Consider the following 24,607-nt stretch of genomic DNA (forward strand, 5'->3'; position numbering starts at 1 on the left):
CTTGTCCATTTAATCTCCTATCCATGAAACGAATTTTGCCCCTGCTCCCCTTGCTGACGGCCGCGCTGGTCAGCTTCTCTGCGCAGGCTCAGCGCCCTACCCAACCCGCGAAAAACGTGGTGGTGGGGGCGGCTACCGGCACGGCCCTGCTCCTGAATTTTACGCCTGGTGATGGCATCGGTCGGACTATTAGCATGGTACGGGTCGGTTCGCCCACAGCGGCTCCACTGGCGCTGCAGCCCCGCGACTCGGTGGCCTATCCAATTTCGGCCGACTACGGCGCTGGCCCGCAAGCCGGCGGGGGCTGGGTTGTGGCTAACACTCCCCTGGATATAGTAGTCCTCGCAGGCCTGGTCAACGCCAGCTGGTACCAGGTACAGATAACCGAGTACAATGGGAGTGAGGCGCAGCCCTTGTTTGCGCCACCCGTCAAAAGCCTGCGGGTGGTACTGAACTCCTCCGCGACGACCGTTTTGGCTTCGCCGACGCTCGACGTGGCCGCACCTCTTGCGTCCGTCGCGCTGAATGCCTGGCCGAACCCGGTTCGGCCAGGGGAGTCCGTGCAGGTAATCGGCCCGCAAACCCAGCAGCTCACGGCCAGCTGGGTCAGCGCCGCCGGCCAGCTGTTGCCGGCTCCTGCGCAAGCGCGGCCAAACGGCGTAAGCGTGGCCACACCCGCGCAGCCAGGCCTGTACCTGTTGCGGCTCATTGACCGGCAGGGCCAGCTCGTGGCGACTACCCGCATCCACGTTCAGCAATAAGTTCATGGTACTTGCTGCTATCACCGCCACCCCAATACCAGTTTTGGTTCTGCTGGCGGGCATCGTGCTGGCCCTGCTGCTCAACGCTGCCCTGCGCGTGCTGCGCTACCTGGGGGCCATTCTAATTCGATTCCGCACCTGGTACGCCGGCTGGCGTAAGTCGCCGGCGCCCGTTAAGCACCGCTCCGTATGACTACCGCTGTTCTGAATTTCTCCCGGGCTGCCTTACTGATTGGCATCGCCTTTCTGCTTTGTGCACTGATTGATGGTATTTGGTTTCAGGGGCTCCACACGTCGGCCCGGCTGGCGGGCTCGTCGGCACTTTCCCCGAGCCTGGCCCTGAGCATGGCCACGCTCTGCATCTTCGTATTCTGGGTGCAGCAGCTGCGCCGGGACATTGCCGGCCGGCCGGTGGCCTGGGCCCTGCAGATCCACTGCTTTAGCTTGGCCATTATCACCACGACGGTTGCGCAGTGGTGGGTGTTCCTGCACCGGCCCGCTAACCTGGCGGCGGCGGTGGCACTTATCCCCGTCACGACGTTCATTGTGTCGCTGATAGCCCTGACGGCAGCGTACGTGCTAAACCGGGCTACCAGGGCCTGAACCCGGTCCTTAGCACTTGAAAGGGGCGTTGTGCACGATGCACAACGCCCCTTCATGCTTTCTGCCTGTTGGCACCCGCATTTAAAGAATTGGACCTCCTCGATCCTCCCAAGCCAGAAAAATGCTTCCGCACTCGCCGCATTGCAGCTGCCAAAGAATACAAAGCGGATACTCGCCCTCAACCTCACAGAAATGCAGCATCTCATCCCCGCAGCAGTTGCAGTAGTGAGCATACAGATTATCCTCCTGGCCGGGTTCGATGGGCATGACAGCTTACTACTCTTGCGTAGCCCTAAACTCGGCGCACGTTGACGGCATCGAGCAATAACCACGCTCCCCTTCGGGAGCTAAACGAAAGTTACTGGCCCCGATACGAAGGGCCGTTTTGGCCGGGATTTCGCCCGATATAAAACCCAGATCTACCCGCATGGCCAGTGCGCAGCCGCCGGCGCGCAGATCCTGGGAAGCGCCGTACTCCTGCTCCTCGGCGTACTTAGCACAACGCAGGCAGTTCGTAGCCTGCCAGTACTCGGCCTGGGTGCCGTTGCTGAACGGAACTACTGGGGTATTTACGCCGATGGCAGCCATATTGAGTCAGAAACTGTAAGGTGTTCAATTTGAATTCTGCGCGCCGCGTCCCTGCAGGCGCAATAGATAATCCCGCCACAAACACAGGGCTACTCCCGTCATCCAGCAGTTTCCCAGCAGCAACACAGTCCAGGCTGTCCACGTCAGCCAGTAAGCCGGCAGGTTCAGCAGTTGACGTGGGAGGCTGGCCAGCACGATAATGCTGATGCCGGAGGCCAGCAGACCCACATGCTTGTTCGACCATCCCTGCAGCAGTTGCCGGCCGTAGAGCAGCCGCAAAATCCGTATCAGCTGCATGGGGTATGCTTTTCCTGGTTTTTATGCAACTGCTGCTTGGCACTCTCTTCAGCTATGATTTCCTCCAGCTGTACTGTTGCTGCTGTTTTCATTTGTGAGCCGTTAAAAGAGAGAGTCTTTATCTAACCGTTCCTGCAGCTTTGCCAACCGCGCGTGTAATGCCTGCTCAGCTGGTATTTCCTGCCGTGGGCTACTGCTTACTACCGTTTTGCCCAGGGGCGCATCGACGGCCGCGGCTGGCGTTGGGGAGGGGAGTAGCACGGTGCCCCCGGTCCCGTAGCTCAGACTGATTTCCGGTCCCAGCACGAATCCGGCCGGCAGAGAGTCCACCGGCAGATGCAACCGGTGCCGGGCCCGGGTCAGGGCCACGTACAGCAGGTTGATTTCCTCCATCACCTTGCCCCGCTCGGTGGCCGTGGGCTCCTCGAATTCAAACTGCTCGATGTACTTGTTCAGCTTCGACTGGGTGATAAAGTCCGGGGTCAGCTGCACCTGGTCATACTCCAGTCCTTTGCAGCGGTGCACCGTGGAGAAATAGAGCTGGGCCTCGTCGCGGGCCCCGTCGGCAACGTGGCGGCGCTTCAACTCCTCAATCAGGCTGATTACCTGGTTGCCGTACTCCTCGACAATCTGAATCATCATCAGCAGCTGCGCATCCTCCGTCTGCTCGGCATACTCCGACAGCTCATCCAGACTCTTCATCCGCCGAATCAGCGGGTCGCGGATACCCTCCGTGCGGCCGTTGTAGAGGCTCAGCACGTCGTACAGGCTGGCTCCCTCGTCGGCGTAGGTGTAGGAGTTGATATTCCCCTCGAAATAAAGTGCCTTCAGGCTGTTGCGGTGGGCTGTTAAGTATTCGATTGCCTTTAGCAGCAGGGCCAAATTCGTGCGGCCGATAACAGCTTTCGTCTGGCTGCGCTCCGGCGCCCTGGACGCCCCTAGCACCTGCAGCGGCTGGGTTTCCCCCAACTCGGTTTTCCAGCTCAGCACCCGGGAGGCCAGGGCCGCAATCGAGTTCCCGAAGCGGAAGCTGGTGCTCAGCTGCAGGGCGGCAAAATCGGCCTTTTCCAAGGAATTAACCGCAAAACGCCAGCCGTAAATCTGCTGATGGGCGTCACCGACCAGAATTTTCGTCGCCTGCTGCTTTAGGAAGACGTCCAGCATCACGCCGGACGCATCCTGTCCTTCATCGAACAAGATGTAGTGGTGCGGAAGCTGGACCTCCAGCAGCTGGAACTTCTTCAGATAGAAGTCGTGGGTTATCTCGATTTCCGCCCGCTCCATCATGGCCAGCATCTGCCGGGTAAACGTGGTAATGGTCGGCAGATGCTCCCGCACAAACTCCCGCGCCTTGGCATCGGCTACCGTGCTGAGGTAATCCAGGTCCGTCACCTTGCGTGCCGGCATGTTGCAGAAATACGCCACGTACTTGTTGATGTGACTAGCCAGGACGTATTCCTGATTTCGCTCGGCCCCGGTGCCTTTGGGCAGCTCCAGCAGCTCCACCAGTTCGTAGGCCCGGTAGCCTGTCTTGTGCAAGCGGTACTTGCTCCCCTTTACCACGTAGCCAAAGGCCAGCGAGTGGGCCGTTTCCACCTGCACATTGCTCACGCCGGCCGCGGCAAACTTGCGCTGGGCCTCCAGCTTCACGGTCCGGTTGAACGCCAGGTACAGAATCCGCGCCGCAGCGGGCTGCCGCCGCGCATACTCCACAACCGTCGTCGTTTTGCCAGACCCGGCTACGGCGTTGATTTTCAAGTTGCCGGTTGCCGCAACGATATTTTTCTGTTCTTCAGTAAGCTGCATGTGCTTCCGACCTCAAGCAGTTTTAGAAATCATACCTCGCAAGCTCTCCAGGAACTCATAATATTCCGGCGCGGCTTCCGCTGCCCAGTACAGGCCTAACTCCCCCCAGTCTCGGATGTACACCAGCATCTTACCCTGGTGGGTGCCGATATAGACTCCAGCCCCCTGTTCATCTTCGCGCTGGGCCGGCACAGTTCGCAGGATGGTATCAGCCAGCTCCCCCGTAATCTGGTTCCCTAACAAGATGTTCTTGCCTTCCGCTACAATAGCTCCTTGGGCAATAAGTGCAGCCGTGGCTGCATCGGCGACTAATCGCTGCGCGTAATCCATAATGAGACGTTAGAGTGGGGATATAAAGTTAAACAAAATGTAATAATAAACTCATATTTAACAGGGGAATAATTTGCCCTTGGTTCCTCCTCCTACCGCCCGGCCCAGCTCACCAGAATAGTCGCGTAATTTTGCCCGGTTGTATCCTGGTCAGCATGTAGATGAAAGAGCTGAAGACTTTAGTTAAAATCGTCACGGACCGCCGGTTGGACACGCTGCCGCTGCTGAATTTCAGCGAAAGCAGTAGTCCTGGCAAGGATTTTCGGTTAATCCGGATGTTGGATAGCCCTACCGTCATCACCCAGACGCAGCTGGTAAAGGGCTTGTATGGCGGAACGGATACAAAAAGTGCTGCTTCTTTCCGAAAGCTTAAGTCCCGGGTTCAGCAGAAATTACTGAATCAGCTCTACTTTCTTGACCAGTCCGACCCGCGCCACCTGGCTGTGAAGAAATATGATCAGAAATGTCTGAGCACGCTGCACCAGGCAAAGATTCTCGTTGGGGAGGGGGAATATAAGTTGGCCGAGAAGCTATTCCGTAAAGCCCTGCGCCTCGCAGAAGAAGCCGAATTCACGCACTACAGCATCTTGGGCTTTACCATCCTGCGCAAGCTGTACGTGGAGATGAATAACCCAGCTCGCTTCCGGTGGGTGAATCAGCAGCTGCAGGACTTTCTGGCCAAACAACTTCTGGAAAACGAAGCGGAGCAACTGTACGTCGAGTGCAAAATAGCACTCAACGATAAGGTGCAATACCGCCGGTTTATCTTAGACCAGCTGCCCCAGATTATTGAGCGCCTAGAAGCAATTCACCAGGAAGTAAACAGCTACAACACGTTTCACCCGCTGTACACGATCCGCCTCATGAAGGAGGAGTTGCAGGGTAACTATACCGAGATTATCCGCCTCACCTCCGAGGTTGAGCAGCTGTGCCAGCAAGGCAAAATCAATCTGCGCCGGCTCGATAAGCGCTTCAACAACTATATCAGCGTGTTTGCCCACCTGCACAACAAGCAGGCGGAACAAGGCTTACAACTGGCGGAAGAATATTTCAAAAACTTCCACTACTCCTCCGGCAACTGGTTCTATTTCCTAGAAACCTATCTGCTGCTGGCCATCCACGCGCACAATTACAGCACCGCCCTGGCTTTACTGCAGCAGGCCCACCAAAACCCTTACTTCAATAAGCAGCGGGACGCCGCGCAGCAGCGGTGGGAGCTGTACGAAGCCTACCTGCAGTTCATAAAGCCGGCCATTTCCCCGCTAAAGATGCGCGCCTTTAGTCAGTTCGTGCAAAAAGTGCCGTCGTATAGCCGCGACAAGCAGGGCCAGAATGTGGCTATTTTGATTTTGCAGTTCCTCTACTTCCTTAATACAGGCGACATCGACGGGTTCACCGCCCGACTGGACGCCCTGCGCAAGTATGAGCAGCGCCACCTGCGCGACCCCGCCACGCTGCGCACCCAATTATTCTTCCGCCTCATTTTCATGAGCATGAAGGAAGGTTTTGATATGCGCCGGGTGGCTCCCAAAGCCCAGCCGTTGCTGGAACGGCTTCGAGCTACCCCGCACCCTGGCCAGGCGTACGGCGAAATTGAGATCATCCCGTACGAACACCTCTGGGACCTGATTGTGAACATCCTGCGGCGGCAGGAAAGGGCGGTAGGGGTTAAGTAGGCTAGGCCCGGGGCCAGACGCGCAGGAACCCGCCCTCTTTCGAGACGCGGGTTCCTGGTTCTCCGTCATCAGTACATCACCACTGATAACCGGGGCAATATAGGTGCCGCATTCAGATGCGCGCCAATTCTGCCTCGTAATACGCCCGGTGCTGGGCGTACCACTCCGGCTCATCCTGCTCCCACTGGCGCATCTTCTGCTGCAGATCCTGGCGGTTTGCCTGGCGCGCGGCCCGCTGGTCCCGGGCCAGCTGCCGGCGGACCTCCCGCCTCCGGAGCCGCTGCGGCAGCCGCTCGATGAGCTGCCGGCGGACATACTGGCTGATTTCCTCCAGGGGAATGTGGTCGGCCGCCGTCAGCCAGGCGCTCAGCTCGAAGTCCCGCAGCTTACTCAGCCCTTTTTCCCCACGGCCCCTCAAAAACTGCTTGATTTCGGAGCCCAGCAACAGCAGTGCCAGCGGCCCCCGTTCCCGTAGCGGGCTTACCTGTGCTACTCGTATTGGCACCAGGCCGGCACCACTGGCCACCGTGATGCCGACCCATGCCGGCAGCATCTGCTGCAGGCGCTGCTGGTGCCGTTCGGTTACGATAAAGGTGACATAATCAAAGGCCCGAGCGTAGTAGAATAGCTGCGTTTCGGCCCGCTTCAGCGTGTCCCCGTCTCCCTTCAGTTCGTAACAGTGCATGCTCTCGCTGGTGATGTGCACCACGTCGGCCCGGGTTGCCCCGGTGTCTAGCTCGTCAATGTGGACGCCGCCGGCTAACTGGGGGTATAGCTGCCGCCGAATTTCGCTGTCATTCATCCCAACGCATATTTTGGCAGCTTCAGTAGCCGCTGCAGGTGCTCATCCCGTTGCTGCTCAGTCGCAAACCCGCGCTGCAGCACGTACCAGTTTCTGCGCTGGCCATACTTGGCCCGGATGACTGGTTTATACACCCGTACGGTGCCCGTGTTCTGCTGATTGCGCTCAATACTACTGGTGTGAAACGGCTCAATTAGCATGTAGCCCTGATCCAGCAGGGTTTCCTGTTGCTTGCTATCCATGAAAAGAACGCTACTGGTGAGTTAAGGCTTTAAGTCGGTGTAGCGCCAGCCCTGGAATCCAGTATGAGCTATTGGCGAAATAGGCCGCCATACGGCCAGGATTACTTTTTTACCACTTATGATGGCCGGGTTTTCCTGATCTGCTCCGTGCCTGAGTATGTCCTCATCGGAGAAATCCAGGATGGTAAAGTAGCCCCGCACAAAACCGCTGTGGATCATGAAACAGAGTTGGCCGGGCCCGCTTTCTTTGGGATAGTGCCGACAGCTGAAGCTCCAGAAATCGTCCTCGCTGTCGCAGCCCTGCAGAATCTTCTCGACGTCCGCCCAGTGCCGCAATTCGCCCCGCTGGGGAATGGTGGTAAGCAGATTTTTCATGCTGACCTCTTACTTCATCTTCGGTACAGGAAACACGCCTGGCATCAGTTACCGTAGCTTCTCATTGCTTGGATATACTCAAAGCCAGCTGGCCCAATCCGTTCAGTAAACAACGTCCCTTCTAAAACAAAGCCCTGGTCAATCCGCCGGTTTATCTGCGCGCTTACAGAGTCAGCATTGGTACCGTGCACGATGATAAACCCACGCCCGTAGGGTGAGCTATTGGGACGGTCAGTGGGGGTTGGTATAACCGCTTGGTCGATGTCAGCATCCTCATTGAGTGCTGCCCCGTGAATGGCCTTTGCTGCGTCGTTAGATTCGTTTGCAGGCCTTAAGAAGAAGCAAAACAGGCTGAATAAAGCCAATACCAAGGCGCACCCTAACAAGATTGATACAGAAGCTCGCATGATGTGTTGAAATGAAATGGAAGATGTACTTGAAAACGCACGCATCACACCTGTCAAACCGTGCCTCCATCTGCTGGTGCACCCACCAGCGTAAGCACAAAGACTTTCCACATGAATGAAAAAACTCAGAACAAGTGGGCTCAACGGCATGCAATGGCGCCGGCAACACCTACGCGCAGTCAGGCACGATGTAACTCTGAGCTGAATAAAACGGGGCGGTAGGGAAGGAAGGGGCTGGCTGGGTGGCCAGCGACAGTTGCAGTAAAACGTGTTTCATATATCGCATTTAGTTAATCCAAAGTTAATATTTTTTATCAATGAGCTTTCCTACCTCTGCCCGAATTGCTACTTTTGCGGCGGAGGATTCAGCCGGCTTAAGTCGTTCTGCATCGGTGAAAAACTACTGCTCCGCCGTTCTGCCGGCGGAGCAGTAGTTTTTCAGGCGGCCAGGTCCAACAGGCTTAGCTGCGTGCCGGGGCCGGCCAGCCGCCGTACAACGGGCGCGGGGGCCAACTCGGGGGCCGGGGTGGCCGCCGGCTCGGGCTCGGGAGCAAACGGGCTGCGCGTACGCTGCTCATACGCCCTCATTTCCGGCTCCGGAAGCCACTGCTTGCCGGCACAGGCCGCCAGGTTGAATTCTTGCCAAAGGAACTCCGACCGAAATTCGAGATGAAGGGTGCCTTTCTTAAAAAAGCGAATGTTAAAAAACTCGCTCTGGCACTCGTTGTAGAAACTGCCTTTTCTCACCCGGCCCAGGTTGCGAAAGCGCGTTTCCAGCGCCTGGGCAATCGTGTAGCACTGCTCATAGTCGCGGCCGGTGAGGTAGCACATGACCTTATCGACGTCTGATAGCTGGCCATGGCGCGAAACGGAAAACGTGTCCATGTGTTTGCACAGCTGCACCCAGTACGGCAGGATGATTCGTCGATTGACCTTCCAGCGGGAGTTGGTTTTCCATCCCTCCTGATAGGCCCGGTTTTCCTTGTAATAGGCGGTAAACTCATCGAAAACATCCGTCACGGCCTCCTTCATGATCGTACCGGTGTTGGCCATTACCATACTCATCAGCGACCAGACGCTTTCGTGGGTAACCTCCATGTAGCCCTGGGCCCGCGCAAAGGCGGTAAAGTTCTCCTGCACCTTCTGGGTGAGGTATTTCTTGATGTGGAGCTTATCGAAGATGGCCCCCCATATTTCCTGCCGCATGGCTTCCGTAAACTCATTGTAGCAGCTGGCGTAGCTGCCGCGGCTGGTGCGCTTGCCTACCACTTCCTGCGCCACTTCCCAGGCCGACCGGTACTCGCTTTTTACCAGTCCTTTGCCGTAGAAATTGATGCCGTCGATGGCCTTTAGCAGCGCCACAAACTGCTCCTTCAGCTGGTCGAACTGCACCATCATGTTACCAATCACGTCCCGGGTGGCCACCTGGTCTTGGTACAGGTGCTCGCCCAGCTCCGCGTGCTTTTCCCGGCCCTTGCTTTCCCACTCGAACGCGAACGGGCTTTCCTGCTTGGGCTTTTTCAACCGGATCAGGCTTACCTCAACATCGGTCGGGCGCTCGGCCTGCAGGAACACCTGGCCCAGCTCCTCGCTCTGGCCGTACTGCTCGATGAGGCGGGCCAGCTGCTGGCGCGTCTTGGTGTAGGGGTTGCGCAGGGTTTCCGAGTTGCACAGCGCCACCACGTCACCCCCGGCCCCCACCACCTGCCAGGCTTTAAGAATGTGCTTATCGGCGCAGCTGAAGGGGGGATTCATCAGTATCAGGTCGAAGATGGTATCCCCCTCATAGGTTAGAAAATCCTCCCCGACGAGGCGGTAATTCTTGCCCTGCAGCGTGGCTTTCAGGTCCGGGTCCACTTCGCAGCAATACAGCTTGGCCTGGCCCCGGTCGTAGTAGTTCTTGTTCAGCCGCTTTTCTACGAACTCCAGCAGGGCCCCGCTGCCGGCGCCGGGGTCAAAGATCGTCCGACCGCTCAGGTTCAGTACCTGGTGAGGAAACGGGCGCTCCCGCTGCTCGAAATAGGGCTCCAGCATCTTTTCGATAACGGCGGCAGGGGTCGGAAAGAACTCGGGATGAAACATGCGCAAAACGGGAAAAAGCGACTACTGAGACTATACCCGTTATACGGTATGTCATACTTTTTTGATTCAATGATTGAATCAAAATACCACCCTTTCAGCACATTTATTCTCTTTGCGGGGGATGGGAGAAAAAAATATTTATGGTTTTTAGTTACCGATAACCAAAAACCACCGTATACTTGTAATGTAATCCCTTGTAACCCACTAAACATTATGACAATCACGCAACTAAAATCCGCCATCGACTGTGCCATTAACAAAATGGCTGCTGTAGACCTGGAGGGTCGCAATACCCGCCGTTACGTAGCAGTCTATGCGGATGGCTCTATCTCGCCTGTATTAGACCAGCACACCCTGGAGGCTAAAAAGCCCGCTGTGTTGTGTAAAATTGGGCCTTGGTGGTCCGGCAGCTACTCGACCACCCGTAACGCGACAAACAAGCGCGAGGCTAAACAATACGCCTTGCAAGCCGCTGAATTTGCCATTTCAGAACGCGACGCCGCCTAATCATGCCACAGAATGAAAACACTACTTCCCCGGGCCGGGCGCTGGGGGAAGCTCTGCGGGCGTACTATGCGGTAGTAGCTAACGCCCAGCGTCGCATCGTAGAGCAATACGTCCAGGCACTCGTTGACAATGACCTGGAGCACGCGCCACGAATGGCGCAGCGCATCATGGGGGCAACCGCTAAAAGCCCCCGCCCGGTGCCTGCTCACATAATGGGTAACGCACTAGCTGAATGGCACCAGGACGAAACCAAGCAGGAAATGTATCGTGGCTTGGTAGGCCAGAAAGGGGGGCGACCCAAAAAGGCCGATGGGAAAAAGCCGTTGGGTGTTAACCGGGTGGCTGGTGATGTTGCCGCAATAGTACGCAATGAGGATAAGCCAACCGAGTTTGTGGAAGAGGCTATCCGCTACTATGCTGCAAGCCGCGCCAAGTAAACAGCATACTGGTTTCCTCACCGTAGCGGGCTGATTATTCATCCTGAAAATCTCGGATATATTCAACAAATATGATTATATAACGTATAATTTATAGGATAAATGATAAAATAATGCAACTTGATTTCTTTGCTGCTGTTCCTGAGCAGACGCTTGATCTGCGCACAACCCGCCTGCCTGAACTGAGTGAGGCCGCCGCCCGCGTGGGCACGCCTGAGCAGTGGGCCGCGCTTACCCTGAGCGAAGTGCTGGAAAAGTGGAATGACCTGTACACCGAGTTTATAACGGTACTGGATGGCCCCATTCAGCACGCCAAAGAATGCAGTAAGCCGCTGATAAAGGGGCAACCGAACCAGGCCCCCCTGGCCCGCAAATTCTATCAGCGGGAGTACGACCGGCTTTCTTTCCGTCAAGGCCAGCTCCGGGCCCTCATCGAGGAGATGTTCTGCCGCAACCTGACGGTGGCCATTGAGCAAGGGCAGGCGGTGCTGCGGGCTAACGGCCTGGATGAAGAGGACGTGGATAACAGCCACGAGTTTTTCAATGACGTTATCCAGCATCCGCAGGTAACTGATCTGGGAAAGCTGCTGCCGGTGCTGATGCAGGACGTCGCGCAGGAATTCCTACGGCTGCCCGCCTGATTACCCGTGCATTTTCGCAATTAATTTTATTGAATTTGTCCAACAAAATACCCCAAAAAAGCGTATAAACAGTATATATCCCTCAAATAGTACCTAACATGGACGACTACCAGGATGATACCCGCTACGCTGAAGACATGGAGATGGACGGCGACGAATACGGGCCGTATGATGACGGGCCGGAAGGGGATTTCGAGTACCAGGACGGATACCAGGACGACGCCGCCGACTTCGAAGCCCGCGAGCTGAGTTACGATCTGGAAATGGACTAACCCGCAAAAAAGCGGCCCGGGCAATGTGCTCCGGGCCGCTTTTCGGTTCTGGTGACGTTTCTCCCAACCGCCCCGGCATCTAGCTTCGGCGGCACAAGTGCAACCGCAGCCCGCCCAGCACCAGCAGCACCAGCATGGCGCCGCCGACGAAGCCCAGCAGCAGCCCGTATCGCGGGGCGGGGTGGCGGATAGCCTCGGTGATGAAGTCCGCGGCCAGACTAGCCTGGCCCAGCAGCAAGAGGATAAAGGAACGGCGGTACTCGCGCCGCCTCAGCGCGGGTCCCTGTTGCAGCGGCCCGGCGGCCAGGTGCAACCCGAGAAAAGCCACGGCCAGCACCGGCAGCGGTGGCAGGAAGCGTTGGAGCAGGGCCGCCACCACGATGGCCAGCAGCGTGCCAGCGGCCGAAGCCGACAGCGTACGGTTGTAGGGGGGATAAAGTACGCGCATCGGATCAGGTAGTAGCTTCAAGATTACGACTAACAGCCAGCAAAAATTGTTCCCGCCGTTCCCACTCACGGGCGTTGTCCTCCTGGGTGGTCAGGCGGGGCTGGTCGCCCTGACCGCCTCGCCCGGCCCATTCGCGCATCAGCCGGCCGGCATGGCGGTAGGCCCGGCTGATAAGGTAAACGCGGGTAGCCAGTGGCTCGGGCTCATCGAGGGCATCGAGAGCCCGCCCCAACAATCGGGCATCCTCCTGGGTGGCCCGGAGCTGGGCAAAGAGCAGCGCCGAGCGGGCCTGTTCAACGGTGCGGTGCAGCATGTGCGGATCATGGCGTAGCTGATCGGCAGCGGTGGCCACGTCGGGCAATGGGGGGGAGGGTAGTGTCAGCATCAGGCAGCAGCTTGGGGTTCGTGAATCGTGTAGGGCGTGCGTCCGCCCAGCAACCAGGCGTCGTATTCCTCATCCAACAGCACCTGCTGCTGAAGCTCCGGCATCGAATAGAAGTCCAGCGGCATTTCCAGGGTAACTTCTTCCTGGTGGGTGTAGGTGGTAAAGCTGGCCTTCACGTAGACGCACTCCGGCTCAACGCCCAGGGCCTCGGCCGGCAGTTCTTCCCCGTCGCGGCTCGGGCGGGTTGGCAGGTTGACCAGCTCCGGCAGTTCCAGCAGCGGGGTCGGGGGGTGGCCCGGCACCAGCTCAAACGCCCGCAGGAATGGGTTCGGGTCGCTCTCGTAGCGGGGTTCCTGGGTGCGCACCTGCACGAAACGGCCGAACGGCAGCGCGTAAACGTGGGGGTCGTTCATTTCCGGCCACTGGCTCCGCTCTCCCGGCATGATGCGGGGCTGCTGGGCGGGCTCATCCCAGGCCCCGGCCCCCATCGTGAAATGCCCCGCCGGCAGCTCCAGCCGGTACCAGCCCCAATCCTCGGCCTCCGCTTCCAGCACGAAGGGAAGCACCAGCTCAAAGTTCAGGGGCAGGGCCTCCCCCTGTTTGCGGTTAAACCAGAAGCTCAACGGCTTATCGGTCAGATTGATCAGTACCATAATCCGGAAAGGGTTGAATTAGCAGTGAGTAGGGGCGGGGATGGGCTCGGGCATGGCCAGCACTTTCGCCACGATGGCCGGCGTCATCAGCTTTTCCAGCGTCGGCTGCCAGCGGCGCACGTAGGCGGCGGCGTACGCAGACTCCGGCCGCAGATGGAGCACCGTTTCAAAGCCCTGCGGGATACGGTCGGGCCGGCGCAGGTACATGGCCAGCAGCCAGGCAGCTTGGGCCGGGGTGGTGGCCTCCAGCAGCCGTTCCCCGTCGAGGGCGTCCACCTCGTGCATCACCTTCGTAAACAGGTCGGCCAGGTACTCTTCGTTGCAGCCCAGCGGCTCCGGCATCCGGCTGGTGGGTCCGGTTATCTCCTCGCCCCGGATATAGTAGATGATGGGCTTCACGCCCCACCGCTCCCCGTCGGGGTAGGCGTGCACCAGCAGGCGGGGATGGCCCGGATTGCTGACCCAGAAGTACCGGTAGGTCGGCTCCTGCGTGTAGCCGCCGCCGCCGATCAGGATACGGCCGCCGGCGGCCAGCCGCGTCAGCGTAGCCTGGCAGGCCACCATTTTATCACACAATGAATTGATTTGCTGCGCTGTTTTCATAAGCGTTGTACTAACTGGTTGATACTACTTATACGAAACATTCCCCTATATTGATTCAATTATTGAATCAATATAGGGGAATTAGTGCCAATCTTCACGCAGATTTTTACTCCTCCTCGGGTACCGCTTCCACGGCCTTTTCACACCCCGGGCACCAGGCCAGACCCTCGGGAATGTCCAGCGGTATTTCCGTGTGGTTTTCGACCATGTGCGCGGCCTGGGCCGCCTCGGCCAAATACGCCTCCCCCTCACAGAAAGGGCACGTACCGCAGACGGGGGTATCTATCTCATCATACACGAAATAGATATTTTCAATCGGGGGAGCGGGTTGCTGCTGTTCCATAAGGGGGGCCGACTTAGCGGCGGTTAGAGTTGCGGCCGGTATAGCCGGCATCATTAATGGTTTCCCCGCGCAGCGTGCGTAGCTGCCGCGTGGCGTGGTAGATTTCCCAGCCCATTGCGGCGCTTCGCTTGCGGGCGGCGGGGGTAAGCAGGTGAAAGCCGACTTGCCGGTTCTCGGGGCGGGCGTCGTGCTCCGCCAGCCGCTCACCTAGCTGCCTGACGTGGGCCTCCAGCTCCTCTACCGTCATGGCGTATATGTCTGGGGTCTTGACTCGGCGGGCCATACTCAGAACGGATAGTCGTTGTCGAGTGCCAGTTTCAGCCGTTTGATGCGCTGAAGCTCCCGCTTGTGCATCCGCGTGGTGGCCTTCTTGGTGAAATCGAACTCCACCCGGCGGTACATGAAGCTGCTGAACTCGTCATAATCCACGTCCCAGCCGTAGCCGTACACGTAATAGTCCTTTTTCCTCCACGCCTTCCATCCCTCGGTGGCCTTCAGCCGCTTTTTCAGCTTGCGGGGAATTTTCAGGTTCGTACGGTACCATTTCGGGCTGTCGGGGTGCAAATAATCGGGGTGCATAACCTGGCTTTTGTTATACTTCTTATACGAAAAAACCCCGCACGTTGATGCAATAATTGAGTCATTATATCATCCACCACACCTTTCCCCCCACGGCCCCACTTCGACTGCCGTTGCCTGGCCGGGGCGGGGCTCGATGCCCCGCCCCGGCCAATCGCGGAACCGCGCCCGGCCCCTTTCGGAGCCGGGCCGGTGCTGCGCTACTCGCCGGCCTCGCCGGTGGCTTCCGGCTGGGCCTCATCGGCCTCGGTAGCTTCCGCCGTGGCGAACATGAAGCGCACCGCTTTCTCGGCCTGTGAAGCGGCCTGAATGACCAGCTTGTTATCGTTTTTCAGGGCCTGCAGCCAGTTAGCAATATAGGCGGCGTTATGGCCCATAATGCCGGGGTCGATACCGGCCATCCCACACAGAAAGGACGCGCCCATTTCCGCAATCAGCTCTTCCTTGGCGTAGTTTTCGGAGCCGAAACCGTCCCATGTCGTAATCCCGTGCCGGTTCAGGCGGCTTTCATGTCCGGTGCTGTGGGTCAGTTCATGGAATAACGTGGAGTAAAATCCGGCGGAGCTGGTGAAGCTCTCGCGGGTCGGCATGTTCACGTAATCAAGCCGGGGCGAGTAGTACGCCCGCTGTTGCATGTAGCGAATTTCGGGCTTGGTGGTGTAGGCCGTAACCAGTGCCTCAGCCTGCTCAATGGTGGGCACCTGCTCTTCGTCGCGGGGCTGGGGCAACTCGAAGTCAATCCCGTCAATCTGGGTATAATGGAATACGGTAAAATACTGCATGGTGCCGCGCTTCTCCTTGTCCTTGCCTTCCGGCTGGGGCTGGCCCTCGGCGGCGGGCTTGGGGCGCTCAGCGGGGCGGAAAAACGTAATTAGGTGGCCCCGTTCGCCCTTGCGGACCTGCCCCCCGAGTGCCTTGGCCTGATTGTACGTCAAATACAGCGCGGGGCGGCCGGCGGCTACCAGATTCAGGTAAAAGGCATTGAAGCCGGAATACTCGCGCTTGGTGGCGTAGTTGCTGGGCCAGATGCCGTTGGCCCCTTGGCTCCACGGCTGTTTCCACGCTACCACGCCCTTTTCGAGCTGTTCAATAATCAGGTTAGTTACTACCTCATATACGTTACGCTTTGCGGCGGTGGCGGTAGTGGCGGGGGCGGGTTTCTTGCTCATCGAAGTAGGGGTTATAACCAGGCTTTGTTGCCTGATTTCTAAGTATATATACGCACCAACCCCTATCTTTGATGCAATAATTTAATCAATATATTACTTTGTTTTATGCGCCCCATCTTTCTCCCCACTGCCCCGATTTTTACGATTTTTGGGCCTGCAGTCTGGCTCTTAATGAGTGCGCGGCGGCCCCGCCGGCACCAGGCAGGACCGCCGCGCAGCAGCGGGGTGGTAAAGGACTCAGACCGTACGGCGGCCCGTTCGAGCGGCCCAACCGAAGTAGTAGTTATGCGTCCGGGCGGCCAGATGCTCCACGATGGTTTCAACGGGCCAACCCATCTGCTCACGCGAGAGGAATATTTCGTGAGTGGGTTTGTCGCGGTACTCGATGAGAAAGTAGCCGGTACCATCCAGCAGATGTTCCCGCGCAACGAGTTTATACCCGGCCCGGGCATTCAGCTGCTCGGAAATCTGGCTGATGAGGGAAGCGGGGGGAGCGATTGCCACAGTCATAATCATGAGTTTAGCCAAGCAGCTTTATTTAGCTGGACTCTAAGTATATATACGTAGTTGCTCAACTTTTGATGCAATAAACAAATCAACGTAGCCGGCAAAAATTACCTCGCCCAGCCTTCTCCCTCATGGCCCCGTTTCCGAGTTTAGACAACTCGAACGGGGGGTAGCATGGCACCTTTTCAGTGCGGTGCTACCCCCCGTTCAGCCATGCTGTCAGGGGGGCCAACCCCGCCACGGTGGCCTTTTCAGCCACGGTGGCGGGGTTGCGTGGGGGGCGCGGCTCTGCCCGGTCAGGCGTTGTGCAGCTGGCGGCTTATTTGCTACTTCCGATTCACAACCAACCGCTCACGTTATGAAAGAACATCCCGTTTGTCTTATCTCTTATTCCTGGGATAGCCAGGGGCACAAAGACTGGGTACGCCGGCTGGCCGACGACCTGATACAGTATTATTCCATTGATGTTAAGCTCGACCAGTACGAGCTGCATACCGGGGCCGACATCATGCACTTCATGGAGCGGAACATCGAGCACGCCGACAAAGTGGTGCTTATCCTGACGCCTGCCTACAAGGAGAAGGCCTCGGCCCGGAGCGGCGGGGTTGGGGCCGAGTGGTCGATGATCAGCCAGGGGCTCTACAACGCGCAGACCAACCAGAACAAGTTTCTGCCGGTGCTGCGGGTTGGAACGTCGCTGGAATCCGCCCCACTCTACTTGCAGAGCCGCGCGTACCATTCCATGGCGGACGATACGCAGTATATGGTGCAGCTGGATACCCTGGCCCGCTCCATCCGCGAGGTTCCGCTACTGGCAAAACCAGCCCTGGGCCCGGTGCCGGACTTTACCTCGCCCGGGCTTGATCCACTGCTCCGTCAGATGAAGGAGCTGGCCAATGAACAGGCGCTGAACCGCGAACTGGACCGGTTTCTAACTTCTGCGGAAGGGGTTGAACTGGCTAATCAGCAGGTGCAGAGCCTGTACACCGCTATTGAGGAGAAAGCCCAGCTCTATAATGCTCAACCGGACGTAGACATTCACTTCTCGACCGAACGCACGGCGCCGGCTTTCCTGCTCACCATTGACACCTGGACCGTTGTCCTGAACTGGGAGCGCGAATTCGGCAACTCGCTTACCGGCGCTTCGCTGCACGTTGCTGAATGGTATCGCCGCCCTACCCTTCGGGGAGGGATGAACGTCTATCATCCTTCCAACCAGCCGCGCAAATGCCATAGTGTAGCCTGGTCCTTCGACCTGGACCGGTCCCGGAAACCAATCTGGCGCTCGGGCCAGGAAACCAAAACGATGGATGAAATGGTTTCAGACGTTTTTCACACACTCATCCTGCACTCTACCTCCGAGCGCAGCAGCTTCCGCCAGTAGCCGCCAGCTGCCGTAGACTGCGTGAGGGATAGGAGGGGTTCAGTCCGCAGGACCGCAGCGCCAGCGGAGCCCTGGATAGCCCGACCCACCGGGGCACGCCCCCTTGTTACACCTGATTCACTTAGTTTATTCTAGCCCCGTGGACCAACAGCCCAACTTCCTGAACGACCCGATTCTAAACAAGCTACTGGACAAAATTGGGGTTGAATTCGACCCCGAAACGGTGCCCGTGCAGCCCGCGCCGTACGCACTGCCGCACAACTGTTTTCTGAACGTTCAGGAGAAGGTTCGGCGGGATGGGGGCCAGGTACACTACGGTTGGGCTATTCATGAAACCAACCTGCTGCGGGAAGCCGAACGGCATGCCGTCTGGGAGGACAATGAGGGCAACCTGCTCGACATCACCCCGCAGGAAACGGGCGAAGAGGAGATTCTATTTGTGTCCGATAATGACTGGGAGTACACCGGCAAGCGGGTAGACAACATTCGGGTAAATCGGACGGATAACCCCGTCGTCGATGACTTCATTACCCTGTGTGAATGCGTGCACACAATCACATCCTACGGCACTGAAGATGAGAACTGGCAGATAACCTTGACCCCGCCGGTCGCGGCGGTCTATGAGCTGTACAATGGCTTCAAACAGGGCGTGCAGGAGTTTATTTACCGCGGCGGCCGTCCCTATTCCCCCTGCCCCTGCGGCAAGGCCCTGCCGTACCGCAAATGTCATGGCTATAAGCTGCGGGAACGAGTGGCGCAGGATCTGGCCCTTTTGAAAGAGCACCTGAACCCGCCGCCGGCAAACGCCCCCGCCTAAAACAGCAATACCCGGTAAGAACCGGGTATTGCTGTTTTAGCACTACTGCCGCCTAGAACGGCAGGTCGTTGTCATCATTCGAGCCAACTGGCACGGCGGAAGCCCGTTGGGTGGCAGTGCTGGCCTGTGCCTGGCCACCAGCCCGAGCAGCTGGCTGCTGGGCCCCGGCGGCCGTCTTCTCAATGCGCCAGGCCTCCAGATTGGTGAAGTACAGCATCTGGCCGTTTTTATTGAAACCGCGCCCGCGCAGATTAAAGGAAACCTTCGCCTCGTCACCGATTTTGAAGGTATCAACTAGGCTGGTTTTGTCCTGGCTCAGCTGAAACTTGATGTGCTCGGGGTACTGGCCATCGACAACCTCCAGCACGAATTCGCGCTTGCGGAATTTCTCGCTTACCTGCTGCTCGTCGAAGATTTCGTGAATGCGGCCAACGGCCTCGTAGGAACTGGACATAGTAGAAATGGAAGTGGGCTGGGCCCGTTGAAAAAAATGGGGAAGAACTAAATGTGGAATACCAAGTAGGGGCGTGGGCTATAGGAGTCCGTTACCCGGAGTCGGAACGCGGGCCGCTGCGAATCGGCGGCGGGAGCCGGCCCGGTGGCGGTCGGGCAGGGGAGCAAGTAGCCATGCAGATGAAAGCGCATAAATGGGCGGTTGGGAAGAAAGGGCTAGCGTTCTATTTCACTGGTTTGCCGCTGCGGCTGAGCCTTTTCGGCCCGGGCCGCTGCCTGCTGGCGCAAGGTCTGGGCCTCGCCGGTTTCCTGCACCTGCACGCCATTGGAGTTGGCGGCCCGGTTGAACGTGGAATTGATTTCGCTGATGGTTGGGGCATCCGTCCGGTAGCTGACCTCAAATTCAGTGCGCCGGATTCCGTTGTCCGCTACTACCGCTTTTGCCTCGCCGGCCTTGGCGCCCGCCGCCTCGAAGGCATCAGAGATGCGCTGGGCCCGCTCGTTGGGCACCTCCCGCTGGGCCGGCTCCGGCTTGTCCTCGATGACAATCTTGGCCTGCAGGTTCGTGCCGTTCTCCACCGAGCGGGCTTTATCGCTGGCCAGCTGGGTATCCTGACGGCTCTCGTTCCCGTGGGCGGTGGCCTGCTGCTGCTGCTGGTCGGCTTTGGAGGTAAGAGCTTTGCCCTCCTCGGCCTGCAGGCGGGCTTCTGCCTGCTGCTGGGCGGCTACCGGGGGAGTTGGCTGGCCAGGACCTTCAGCGGTGCGCTGCTGGTCATTCTGCCGGCTTTCTACCTCCCGGCCACGTTCCCAACCCTGGCCGTTCCGCTCCCGGATCAGCATGACGTCCTGGTTGCGGGCCTCGCTCAGCTGCTGGTGAATCTGCGGCAGCTCGGGCTGGTCAACCCGGTAGCCAACCATCATTCCCAGGCGGGGCTGGTCAGCCACGCCGGTTACGGGGCGGATTTCATCGACCGTCGCGCCGGCTTCCTGCAGCTGCTTGCGCAGCAGACGTAGGGCGTCCTCATTATAGCCGCGGTCCAGCACCGAAATTTCCGTGTAGCGGATCTGGTGGCTGATGTCGGGCTGGCGCTGCTGTTCCGTGGCTTCGGAATACAACGGCGCCCGTGACGGGGCGGCTGCGGCCTCGGTAGCCGCCGTTGCCGCTTCCGGTGCGGCCTGCTGGCGCGGGGCGGCCTCGGCCGACGTGGCCACGTCGGCGTAGCGCACCTGCTGGCTCTGCTGCCGGGCCTGCTCCCAGCTTACGCCCGGCTCGCGCTGCTGGCGCTCGGCTTCCATGGAGCGTTCCGCGACCTGGCCGGCCCGGTCTTTTACCTGCACGTCATCCGCGCCCTGGGCGACCTGCTGCAGGGCCTGATGCACCTGAGCCAGCTCGGGCTGGTCGATGCGGTAGCCGATGCGCAGGTTCAGCGTATCGTTGCGGAAGTTGTTGCCCTCCGTGATGGCACCGGGCGTCGCGCCGGCGGCTTCCAGCTGGGCCGACAACTGTTCCAGCCGCTGCCGGCCGGCCGGGGAATCGGCCACCACTAATTCGGTGTAGCGTACCGGGTGGTCGGCGGCGGGGAAGCGCAGGGCCTCCGGAGCGGCCTCGAAGGCCGGGGCGCGTAGCGACTGGCCGGCCTCCCAGGGCAGGGGCTCCTGCTGCAGCTGCGGCGCGGGCGGGGCCAACGGGGTCAGGTTGGGTACGATTTCGTGCAGCTGCTCGCGCTGCTGAATGTAGGTACCCGTCCACAGGTCCAGCGACCTATCGGCCGGGCTCGTCCGGCTAATCGTATCAAACGCTTCCCGGATACCCTCAATCCGCGGGCTGTCGAGCTGGTAGGTAATGGGCACGGCGTACCGCTCCGGCCCGGCGTATACACCCTCCACGCGCTCGGCCGCCCCGACAACGGCTCCCTGCTCCTGCAGCGTGGCGCGGATGGCTTCCACGGCGGGTAGCTTCTCCTCCGTCACGGTCAGCACGGCCTGGCGCTCCAGCAACGGCCGGTCACGGTCAGGCAGGTTTTCCCAGGGCATATTACCGGCGGGGTACCGCTGCTCAATATCCCGCCAGGCATGGTCCGGGCTGGCCACCTCCAGCTTAATGCCCGGCTGCTGGGCCATCGTGTCCAGCAGATTGATCAGCTGCGGCTCGTTGATGCCATGTACGGGAATGGCAAACTCTACCCGGTTTTCAACCAGCCCCGCCTGGTGCGCGGCGGCCCCACTGGTCGCGGCCGTGCCGGCGACTACTTCCGTCATCGCGCCCAGCCCCGCCAGCTGCGCGCTCAGCTGCTCGGCGTAGGCGGTTCGCCCCGGGTCGTTCAGACCCTCGTGCCGCGCTTCCTGAACGGTCAGTACGCCCAGGGCCATTTCCGGCCCCAGCTGTTGATCGGCCATGTGCTGACGGGCCTCCCGTGCCAGGGAGTTTTCATACACGATGCCGGCTCTCATCACGCCGATGCCGCTGCCGGTGTGGTCCTTGTATTCTTCATCGGGGTGACGGTCCAGGGCGCGGCTTACCTGCGCTACGACTTCCGGGGTGCTGAGCGGATACTTGATCAGCAGCGCGTTTTCGTCGTCGTTGGTCCGTACGGCCTCAACCCGGGCTCCGGCCCGCTCAAACGGCTCCCGGTTCTCGGGCGTGTCGCGCAGCAGCACGACGGCCGCCGCCTCATCCCACTGACGGGCCCGCTCCGGCATCTCAATGGCCACGGCCGACGTGCGCGCCTCGGCGGCGGCCTGGCGCTCCGTCGCGCCGTTGTCGGTTACGGTAACGCCCGGCTCCTTTTCCAGCCGCTGCAGCAGCTCGTGCAGCTGGGGCTGGCGCTCATCGTCAATCTTGTAGGTGAAGTGAACCCGCGTGGACTCCAGGCCGGTTTGGAGCATGTTGCGCTCCGGCCAGTCCGTGTTCTTCACTTCGGCCCCGTATTTCTCCAGCGAGTCCATCACTTTGGTAGCGTAAGCACCGCTTTCCCGCTCCCCAGCCAAACCGGCAATCATGAAGGGCGGAATAGCCGGGGCCTCCCGTACTTCCACAATACCGACGCGGGTATCCCGCTCGTTGAGCTGAGCCGCCAGGGCCCCCAGCGCCTGCAGGCTGTCGGCGGCCTGTACCGGGGCAAACGCTTTCTCCGCCTCCGTCGGCTCGGCCCGGGCCTGCGTTGGCGCGGGCCGGGCGGGGGTCAGCGCATCCGCCACGGCCATTGTCAGCAGGGCATTACCCAACGCCCGGTCTTCCTGTTCCCGCTGCTTCTGCGCCTCGGGGGTGTTCTGCCGGCGAGCCTCTTCTTCCTGCCGGCGGGCTTCGGCCTGCTGGCGGCGCTCCTCCTCGCGGGCCTCCTGCTCCTTCTGGGCCTGCAGGTTTTTCTGGCGCGTCATTTCCTCCTTGTGCTGCACCTCCAGCTGGCCCTGCGCTTTCAACTCTTCCCCCTTCAGGCCCTGATTCATTAATTCCAGGTCGCGGGTGAAGTCTTTGCTCTGCGGATACTCAATGCGCAGAAAAGCCGGGTTGCGCTCCGCGTCGAACTGCTGCAGCTTGGTTTCCCGCTGCTGGTGCAGTTCCCGCGACAGCAGCTCCAGGGCTGGCATGTCGGCATTCAGGGCCGTTACGCGCACAACGGTTTGCGTAGACGAGGTACGCACCACGTCCATGCTCAGCGGGGGCTGGTCGCGCTGCTGGTCGCCGCTGTTGAGCTGGGCAATGCGGTCGGCCAGGTTGCTTACGGCGGTCCGGCCCTCGTGGGCCTTCTCCGTATTAAACTCAATTTTGAGGTTCGTCGAGTATTTGCCTGACGTGCCGGCGTGCCACGTAATGGGCGGGGCCAGTTGCTCAATCATCGGCAGCTCGTTGGTGCTGCCGGGCTGGCGGGTACGCGGGGGCTGCAGGTCGTTGAGGTAGTTGATATTGAAGCGGCGCCCACCGGCATCATTGTCCTGTCCCAACACTACTTCTTTGGGCTTCTGGCGGTCAATGATGAGCTGAATCAACTCTACCTGGCGCTCCGTGACGGTGCCGGCAGTGGCAATGTACATCGTGTTCGGCGGGCGCTTGCCGTCGCGGTGGTCCAGCTGGTGCTTGCTCAGCGCGTCGATGGCCGATTCCGTCACTACCAGCCGTTCCAGCGGCTTGCCGGGCTCCGTCATCTTGCTTACCCATAGTCCCTCCTTCGGCAGCGGCAGCATGTGCTTATAGCCGGTGTTCTTCTCCTCGACCGAGATAATGCCGGTCTGGTTATAGAGGGGAAATGCCGTGTTCTCGTGCTTGCCCCGGGCAGTGAATACCCGGCCCTGGAAGGCGGGGTTATCAATGGTGGCATCGTTGATACCGCGGGAGTGGAGGTAGCTGCGGTTATCGAGCTTGGGCTGAACGCCCAGCGCGTCGGCAATGAGCACGTTGCGGCGCTCCTCCAGCGAAAGACCCTGGGGAACCTCCTTCAGCGACGAAATACGTTCGGGCTTGGGAGCTTCCGCCAGGGTCTTCTGGTCGCGGGCCGGGCCATCCTCATTCAGGTAACTACGCAGCTGCTGGCGGGTCTGGCCCAGGTTCAGGCCCTGGCCGTACGCACCGCCGCGCGACTTCACGAAGTCAATGATGGAGCCCCGGTCATTGTCATCACCGGTATTCATGAACACCTGATGGTCGCCTTTGCGGGTCACGATCAGGGTTTCACCGTCTTTGGAAAGCTTCTGCCAGTCACCCCGGCGGCTTTCTTCTTTTACCTGGTAGCCGTGCTGGGCAACGGCGTAGGCGGTCAGGTCAATATTACGCTTGAAATGATCCAGCTCACTGGAATCATTCGGCCGGTTCTGTTGGGGGTTGTTCGACATAGAGTTTCTTGAGTGCATCGAAAGCACCCGCCTGCTCTTTGTCCTTGAACTGATACACGTAGTCGTCAGCCTCCCGGTGATATTCCGTCTCCAGGCCCATACCGTCGCGCAGAATTCGCTGGACAAGGATGGGGGCTGGACGCTTCGACTTGTTGTTTCGCAGAGTAATGAGGGACTGATAATTCATGCCCCGCTCACCCGCATGTTCCTTTTCCACCTCGTCAATAAAGGCTTTAAGGCGGCCGTGGCCCAGTTTTTTCAGGAATCCCTGCGCCACGCCCAATACTTCCTTGTAGGGAACAGTGGATTTGGCCAGCTCTCCCTGAAGGAGTGCTTTTCTTAGTTTCTCGTTCATGCTGCGTTGGGTTTTGAAGAGGTCGGTTGTGCTGGAGCGGATGCCCGGCACCGGGGCCGGTTGCATCTGTCCTTAGCAACAACAAATTAAACATGATTTTTTGATTATCTATAGAATAGCTTTAGCTGCTATTCAGATTAAGTCTGCGAACCTCTGCCAGCACACCCGGCTGGCCGGTAAATGTACTCCGAAACTCGATGAAAAATTAACTTTAGTTGAGTTTTTGAAAATATTATTATGATATAAAAACGAATTATT

At 59.1% G+C, this 24,607-nt stretch carries 32 protein-coding genes; 10 read left to right on the forward strand and 22 right to left on the reverse strand.

Annotated features, from left to right (window positions below; translation table 11 throughout):
* Window positions 1-23: 23 nt before the first annotated feature.
* From KLP40_RS14400 to KLP40_RS14410, 3 genes are read left to right on the forward strand one after another with little or no spacing between them, the layout of a single operon-like run.
* A complete protein-coding gene (locus KLP40_RS14400; protein WP_215594536.1) occupies window positions 24-761 on the forward strand; it encodes a hypothetical protein in 738 nt (245 codons plus the stop codon).
* A 4-nt stretch (window positions 762-765) separates the two neighbouring features.
* Window positions 766-954, forward strand: a complete 189-nt coding sequence (locus tag KLP40_RS14405; RefSeq protein ID WP_215594537.1) for a hypothetical protein — start codon at window positions 766-768, stop codon at window positions 952-954.
* Window positions 951-1,364 (forward strand): hypothetical protein, encoded by a 414-nt coding sequence (locus KLP40_RS14410; protein ID WP_215594538.1) that lies wholly within the window; start codon window positions 951-953, stop codon window positions 1,362-1,364. Before KLP40_RS14405 ends, KLP40_RS14410 begins: the two co-directional genes overlap by 4 nt.
* A gap of 276 nt (window positions 1,365-1,640) precedes the next feature.
* Here the strand turns inward: KLP40_RS14410 and KLP40_RS14415 are convergent, their stop codons facing one another.
* The 4 genes from KLP40_RS14415 to KLP40_RS14430 form a co-directional block, all read right to left on the reverse strand.
* Complete coding sequence (locus tag KLP40_RS14415) at window positions 1,641-1,952, reverse strand: hypothetical protein (protein WP_215594539.1); 312 nt, start codon at window positions 1,950-1,952, stop codon at window positions 1,641-1,643.
* A 24-nt stretch (window positions 1,953-1,976) separates the two neighbouring features.
* On the reverse strand, window positions 1,977-2,231 hold the full coding sequence (locus KLP40_RS14420; RefSeq protein WP_215594540.1) for a hypothetical protein: 255 nt from the start codon (window positions 2,229-2,231) through the stop codon (window positions 1,977-1,979).
* 120 nt (window positions 2,232-2,351) lie between these two features.
* A complete protein-coding gene (locus tag KLP40_RS14425) occupies window positions 2,352-4,055 on the reverse strand; it encodes a UvrD-helicase domain-containing protein (protein WP_262898951.1) in 1,704 nt (567 codons plus the stop codon).
* Window positions 4,056-4,067: 12 nt separating this feature from the next.
* On the reverse strand, window positions 4,068-4,385 hold the full coding sequence (locus KLP40_RS14430; protein WP_215594542.1) for a hypothetical protein: 318 nt from the start codon (window positions 4,383-4,385) through the stop codon (window positions 4,068-4,070).
* A 161-nt stretch (window positions 4,386-4,546) separates the two neighbouring features.
* Between KLP40_RS14430 and KLP40_RS14435 the strand changes: the two genes are divergently transcribed.
* A complete protein-coding gene (locus KLP40_RS14435; protein ID WP_215594543.1) occupies window positions 4,547-6,061 on the forward strand; it encodes a tetratricopeptide repeat protein in 1,515 nt (504 codons plus the stop codon).
* A gap of 112 nt (window positions 6,062-6,173) precedes the next feature.
* Here KLP40_RS14435 and KLP40_RS14440 read toward each other — a convergent pair whose 3' ends face one another.
* The 5 genes from KLP40_RS14440 to KLP40_RS14460 all read right to left on the reverse strand — a co-directional run bounded on the left by KLP40_RS14440 (window position 6,174) and on the right by KLP40_RS14460 (window position 9,969).
* Entirely contained in the window at window positions 6,174-6,863 is a 690-nt protein-coding gene (locus KLP40_RS14440) for a sce7726 family protein (protein ID WP_215594544.1), read from the reverse strand.
* Window positions 6,860-7,105 (reverse strand): hypothetical protein, encoded by a 246-nt coding sequence (locus KLP40_RS14445; RefSeq protein WP_215594545.1) that lies wholly within the window; start codon window positions 7,103-7,105, stop codon window positions 6,860-6,862. The genes KLP40_RS14440 and KLP40_RS14445 overlap by 4 nt, the downstream gene beginning before the upstream one ends.
* Before the next feature lie 21 nt (window positions 7,106-7,126).
* Window positions 7,127-7,480 (reverse strand): hypothetical protein, encoded by a 354-nt coding sequence (locus tag KLP40_RS14450; protein ID WP_215594546.1) that lies wholly within the window; start codon window positions 7,478-7,480, stop codon window positions 7,127-7,129.
* A 44-nt stretch (window positions 7,481-7,524) separates the two neighbouring features.
* A complete protein-coding gene (locus tag KLP40_RS14455; protein ID WP_215594547.1) occupies window positions 7,525-7,887 on the reverse strand; it encodes a hypothetical protein in 363 nt (120 codons plus the stop codon).
* Between the two features lie 438 nt (window positions 7,888-8,325).
* Window positions 8,326-9,969, reverse strand: coding sequence for a class I SAM-dependent methyltransferase (locus KLP40_RS14460; protein WP_215594548.1), 1,644 nt, complete (start codon window positions 9,967-9,969; stop codon window positions 8,326-8,328).
* Between the two features lie 48 nt (window positions 9,970-10,017).
* On the opposite strand from KLP40_RS14460, the gene KLP40_RS14465 reads away from it, so the two are divergent.
* The gene (locus tag KLP40_RS14465) at window positions 10,018-10,476 is read left to right on the forward strand and encodes a hypothetical protein (protein ID WP_215594549.1); all 459 of its coding nucleotides are present in this window, start codon (window positions 10,018-10,020) and stop codon (window positions 10,474-10,476) included.
* Here KLP40_RS14465 and KLP40_RS14470 read toward each other — a convergent pair.
* A complete protein-coding gene (locus KLP40_RS14470; protein WP_215594550.1) occupies window positions 10,473-10,619 on the reverse strand; it encodes a hypothetical protein in 147 nt (48 codons plus the stop codon). The genes KLP40_RS14465 and KLP40_RS14470 overlap by 4 nt on opposite strands.
* Before the next feature lie 9 nt (window positions 10,620-10,628).
* On the opposite strand from KLP40_RS14470, the gene KLP40_RS14475 reads away from it, so the two are divergent.
* The 3 genes from KLP40_RS14475 to KLP40_RS14485 all read left to right on the forward strand — a co-directional run bounded on the left by KLP40_RS14475 (window position 10,629) and on the right by KLP40_RS14485 (window position 11,826).
* Window positions 10,629-10,913: a hypothetical protein gene (locus KLP40_RS14475; RefSeq protein ID WP_215594551.1), complete on the forward strand. Its 285-nt coding sequence runs from the start codon at window positions 10,629-10,631 to the stop codon at window positions 10,911-10,913.
* Window positions 10,914-11,026: 113 nt separating this feature from the next.
* Window positions 11,027-11,554 (forward strand): hypothetical protein, encoded by a 528-nt coding sequence (locus tag KLP40_RS14480; protein ID WP_215594552.1) that lies wholly within the window; start codon window positions 11,027-11,029, stop codon window positions 11,552-11,554.
* Between the two features lie 98 nt (window positions 11,555-11,652).
* Window positions 11,653-11,826 carry a hypothetical protein gene (locus KLP40_RS14485; RefSeq protein WP_215594553.1) on the forward strand — a complete coding sequence of 58 codons (174 nt, stop codon included), beginning with the start codon at window positions 11,653-11,655 and terminating at the stop codon, window positions 11,824-11,826.
* A 79-nt stretch (window positions 11,827-11,905) separates the two neighbouring features.
* On the opposite strand, the gene KLP40_RS14490 is transcribed toward KLP40_RS14485, so the two are convergent.
* The 9 genes from KLP40_RS14490 to KLP40_RS14530 all read right to left on the reverse strand — a co-directional run bounded on the left by KLP40_RS14490 (window position 11,906) and on the right by KLP40_RS14530 (window position 16,510).
* Entirely contained in the window at window positions 11,906-12,274 is a 369-nt protein-coding gene (locus KLP40_RS14490; protein ID WP_215594554.1) for a hypothetical protein, read from the reverse strand.
* A 4-nt stretch (window positions 12,275-12,278) separates the two neighbouring features.
* Window positions 12,279-12,659, reverse strand: coding sequence for a hypothetical protein (locus KLP40_RS14495; protein WP_215594555.1), 381 nt, complete (start codon window positions 12,657-12,659; stop codon window positions 12,279-12,281).
* A complete protein-coding gene (locus tag KLP40_RS14500) occupies window positions 12,659-13,312 on the reverse strand; it encodes a hypothetical protein (protein WP_215594556.1) in 654 nt (217 codons plus the stop codon). The genes KLP40_RS14495 and KLP40_RS14500 overlap by 1 nt, the downstream gene beginning before the upstream one ends.
* Window positions 13,313-13,330: 18 nt before the next feature.
* A complete protein-coding gene (locus KLP40_RS14505; protein WP_215594557.1) occupies window positions 13,331-13,915 on the reverse strand; it encodes a hypothetical protein in 585 nt (194 codons plus the stop codon).
* 106 nt (window positions 13,916-14,021) lie between these two features.
* Window positions 14,022-14,258: a hypothetical protein gene (locus tag KLP40_RS14510; protein WP_215594558.1), complete on the reverse strand. Its 237-nt coding sequence runs from the start codon at window positions 14,256-14,258 to the stop codon at window positions 14,022-14,024.
* Between the two features lie 13 nt (window positions 14,259-14,271).
* Window positions 14,272-14,541 (reverse strand): hypothetical protein, encoded by a 270-nt coding sequence (locus tag KLP40_RS14515; RefSeq protein WP_215594559.1) that lies wholly within the window; start codon window positions 14,539-14,541, stop codon window positions 14,272-14,274.
* A 2-nt stretch (window positions 14,542-14,543) separates the two neighbouring features.
* Window positions 14,544-14,837: a hypothetical protein gene (locus tag KLP40_RS14520; protein ID WP_215594560.1), complete on the reverse strand. Its 294-nt coding sequence runs from the start codon at window positions 14,835-14,837 to the stop codon at window positions 14,544-14,546.
* A gap of 200 nt (window positions 14,838-15,037) precedes the next feature.
* Window positions 15,038-16,006, reverse strand: a complete 969-nt coding sequence (locus KLP40_RS14525) for an ArdC family protein (RefSeq protein ID WP_215594561.1) — start codon at window positions 16,004-16,006, stop codon at window positions 15,038-15,040.
* 237 nt (window positions 16,007-16,243) lie between these two features.
* Window positions 16,244-16,510 carry a hypothetical protein gene (locus tag KLP40_RS14530; RefSeq protein ID WP_215594562.1) on the reverse strand — a complete coding sequence of 89 codons (267 nt, stop codon included), beginning with the start codon at window positions 16,508-16,510 and terminating at the stop codon, window positions 16,244-16,246.
* A gap of 361 nt (window positions 16,511-16,871) precedes the next feature.
* Between KLP40_RS14530 and KLP40_RS14535 the strand changes: the two genes are divergently transcribed.
* Window positions 16,872-17,897 carry a toll/interleukin-1 receptor domain-containing protein gene (locus KLP40_RS14535; protein ID WP_215594563.1) on the forward strand — a complete coding sequence of 342 codons (1,026 nt, stop codon included), beginning with the start codon at window positions 16,872-16,874 and terminating at the stop codon, window positions 17,895-17,897.
* A 139-nt stretch (window positions 17,898-18,036) separates the two neighbouring features.
* Window positions 18,037-18,714 (forward strand): hypothetical protein, encoded by a 678-nt coding sequence (locus tag KLP40_RS14540; RefSeq protein ID WP_215594564.1) that lies wholly within the window; start codon window positions 18,037-18,039, stop codon window positions 18,712-18,714.
* A 52-nt stretch (window positions 18,715-18,766) separates the two neighbouring features.
* Here KLP40_RS14540 and KLP40_RS14545 read toward each other — a convergent pair whose 3' ends face one another.
* From KLP40_RS14545 to KLP40_RS14555, 3 genes are all read right to left on the reverse strand, one after another.
* Window positions 18,767-19,168 (reverse strand): DUF3127 domain-containing protein, encoded by a 402-nt coding sequence (locus KLP40_RS14545; RefSeq protein ID WP_215594565.1) that lies wholly within the window; start codon window positions 19,166-19,168, stop codon window positions 18,767-18,769.
* A gap of 215 nt (window positions 19,169-19,383) precedes the next feature.
* The gene (locus tag KLP40_RS14550; RefSeq protein WP_215594566.1) at window positions 19,384-23,994 is read right to left on the reverse strand and encodes a toprim domain-containing protein; all 4,611 of its coding nucleotides are present in this window, start codon (window positions 23,992-23,994) and stop codon (window positions 19,384-19,386) included.
* Window positions 23,960-24,349, reverse strand: a complete 390-nt coding sequence (locus KLP40_RS14555; protein WP_215594567.1) for a hypothetical protein — start codon at window positions 24,347-24,349, stop codon at window positions 23,960-23,962. Before KLP40_RS14555 ends, KLP40_RS14550 begins: the two co-directional genes overlap by 35 nt.
* Window positions 24,350-24,607 lie beyond the last annotated feature (258 nt).

The sequence above is a fragment of the Hymenobacter piscis genome (assembly GCF_018760735.1).
In the GTDB taxonomy this organism is placed as follows: domain Bacteria; phylum Bacteroidota; class Bacteroidia; order Cytophagales; family Hymenobacteraceae; genus Hymenobacter; species Hymenobacter piscis.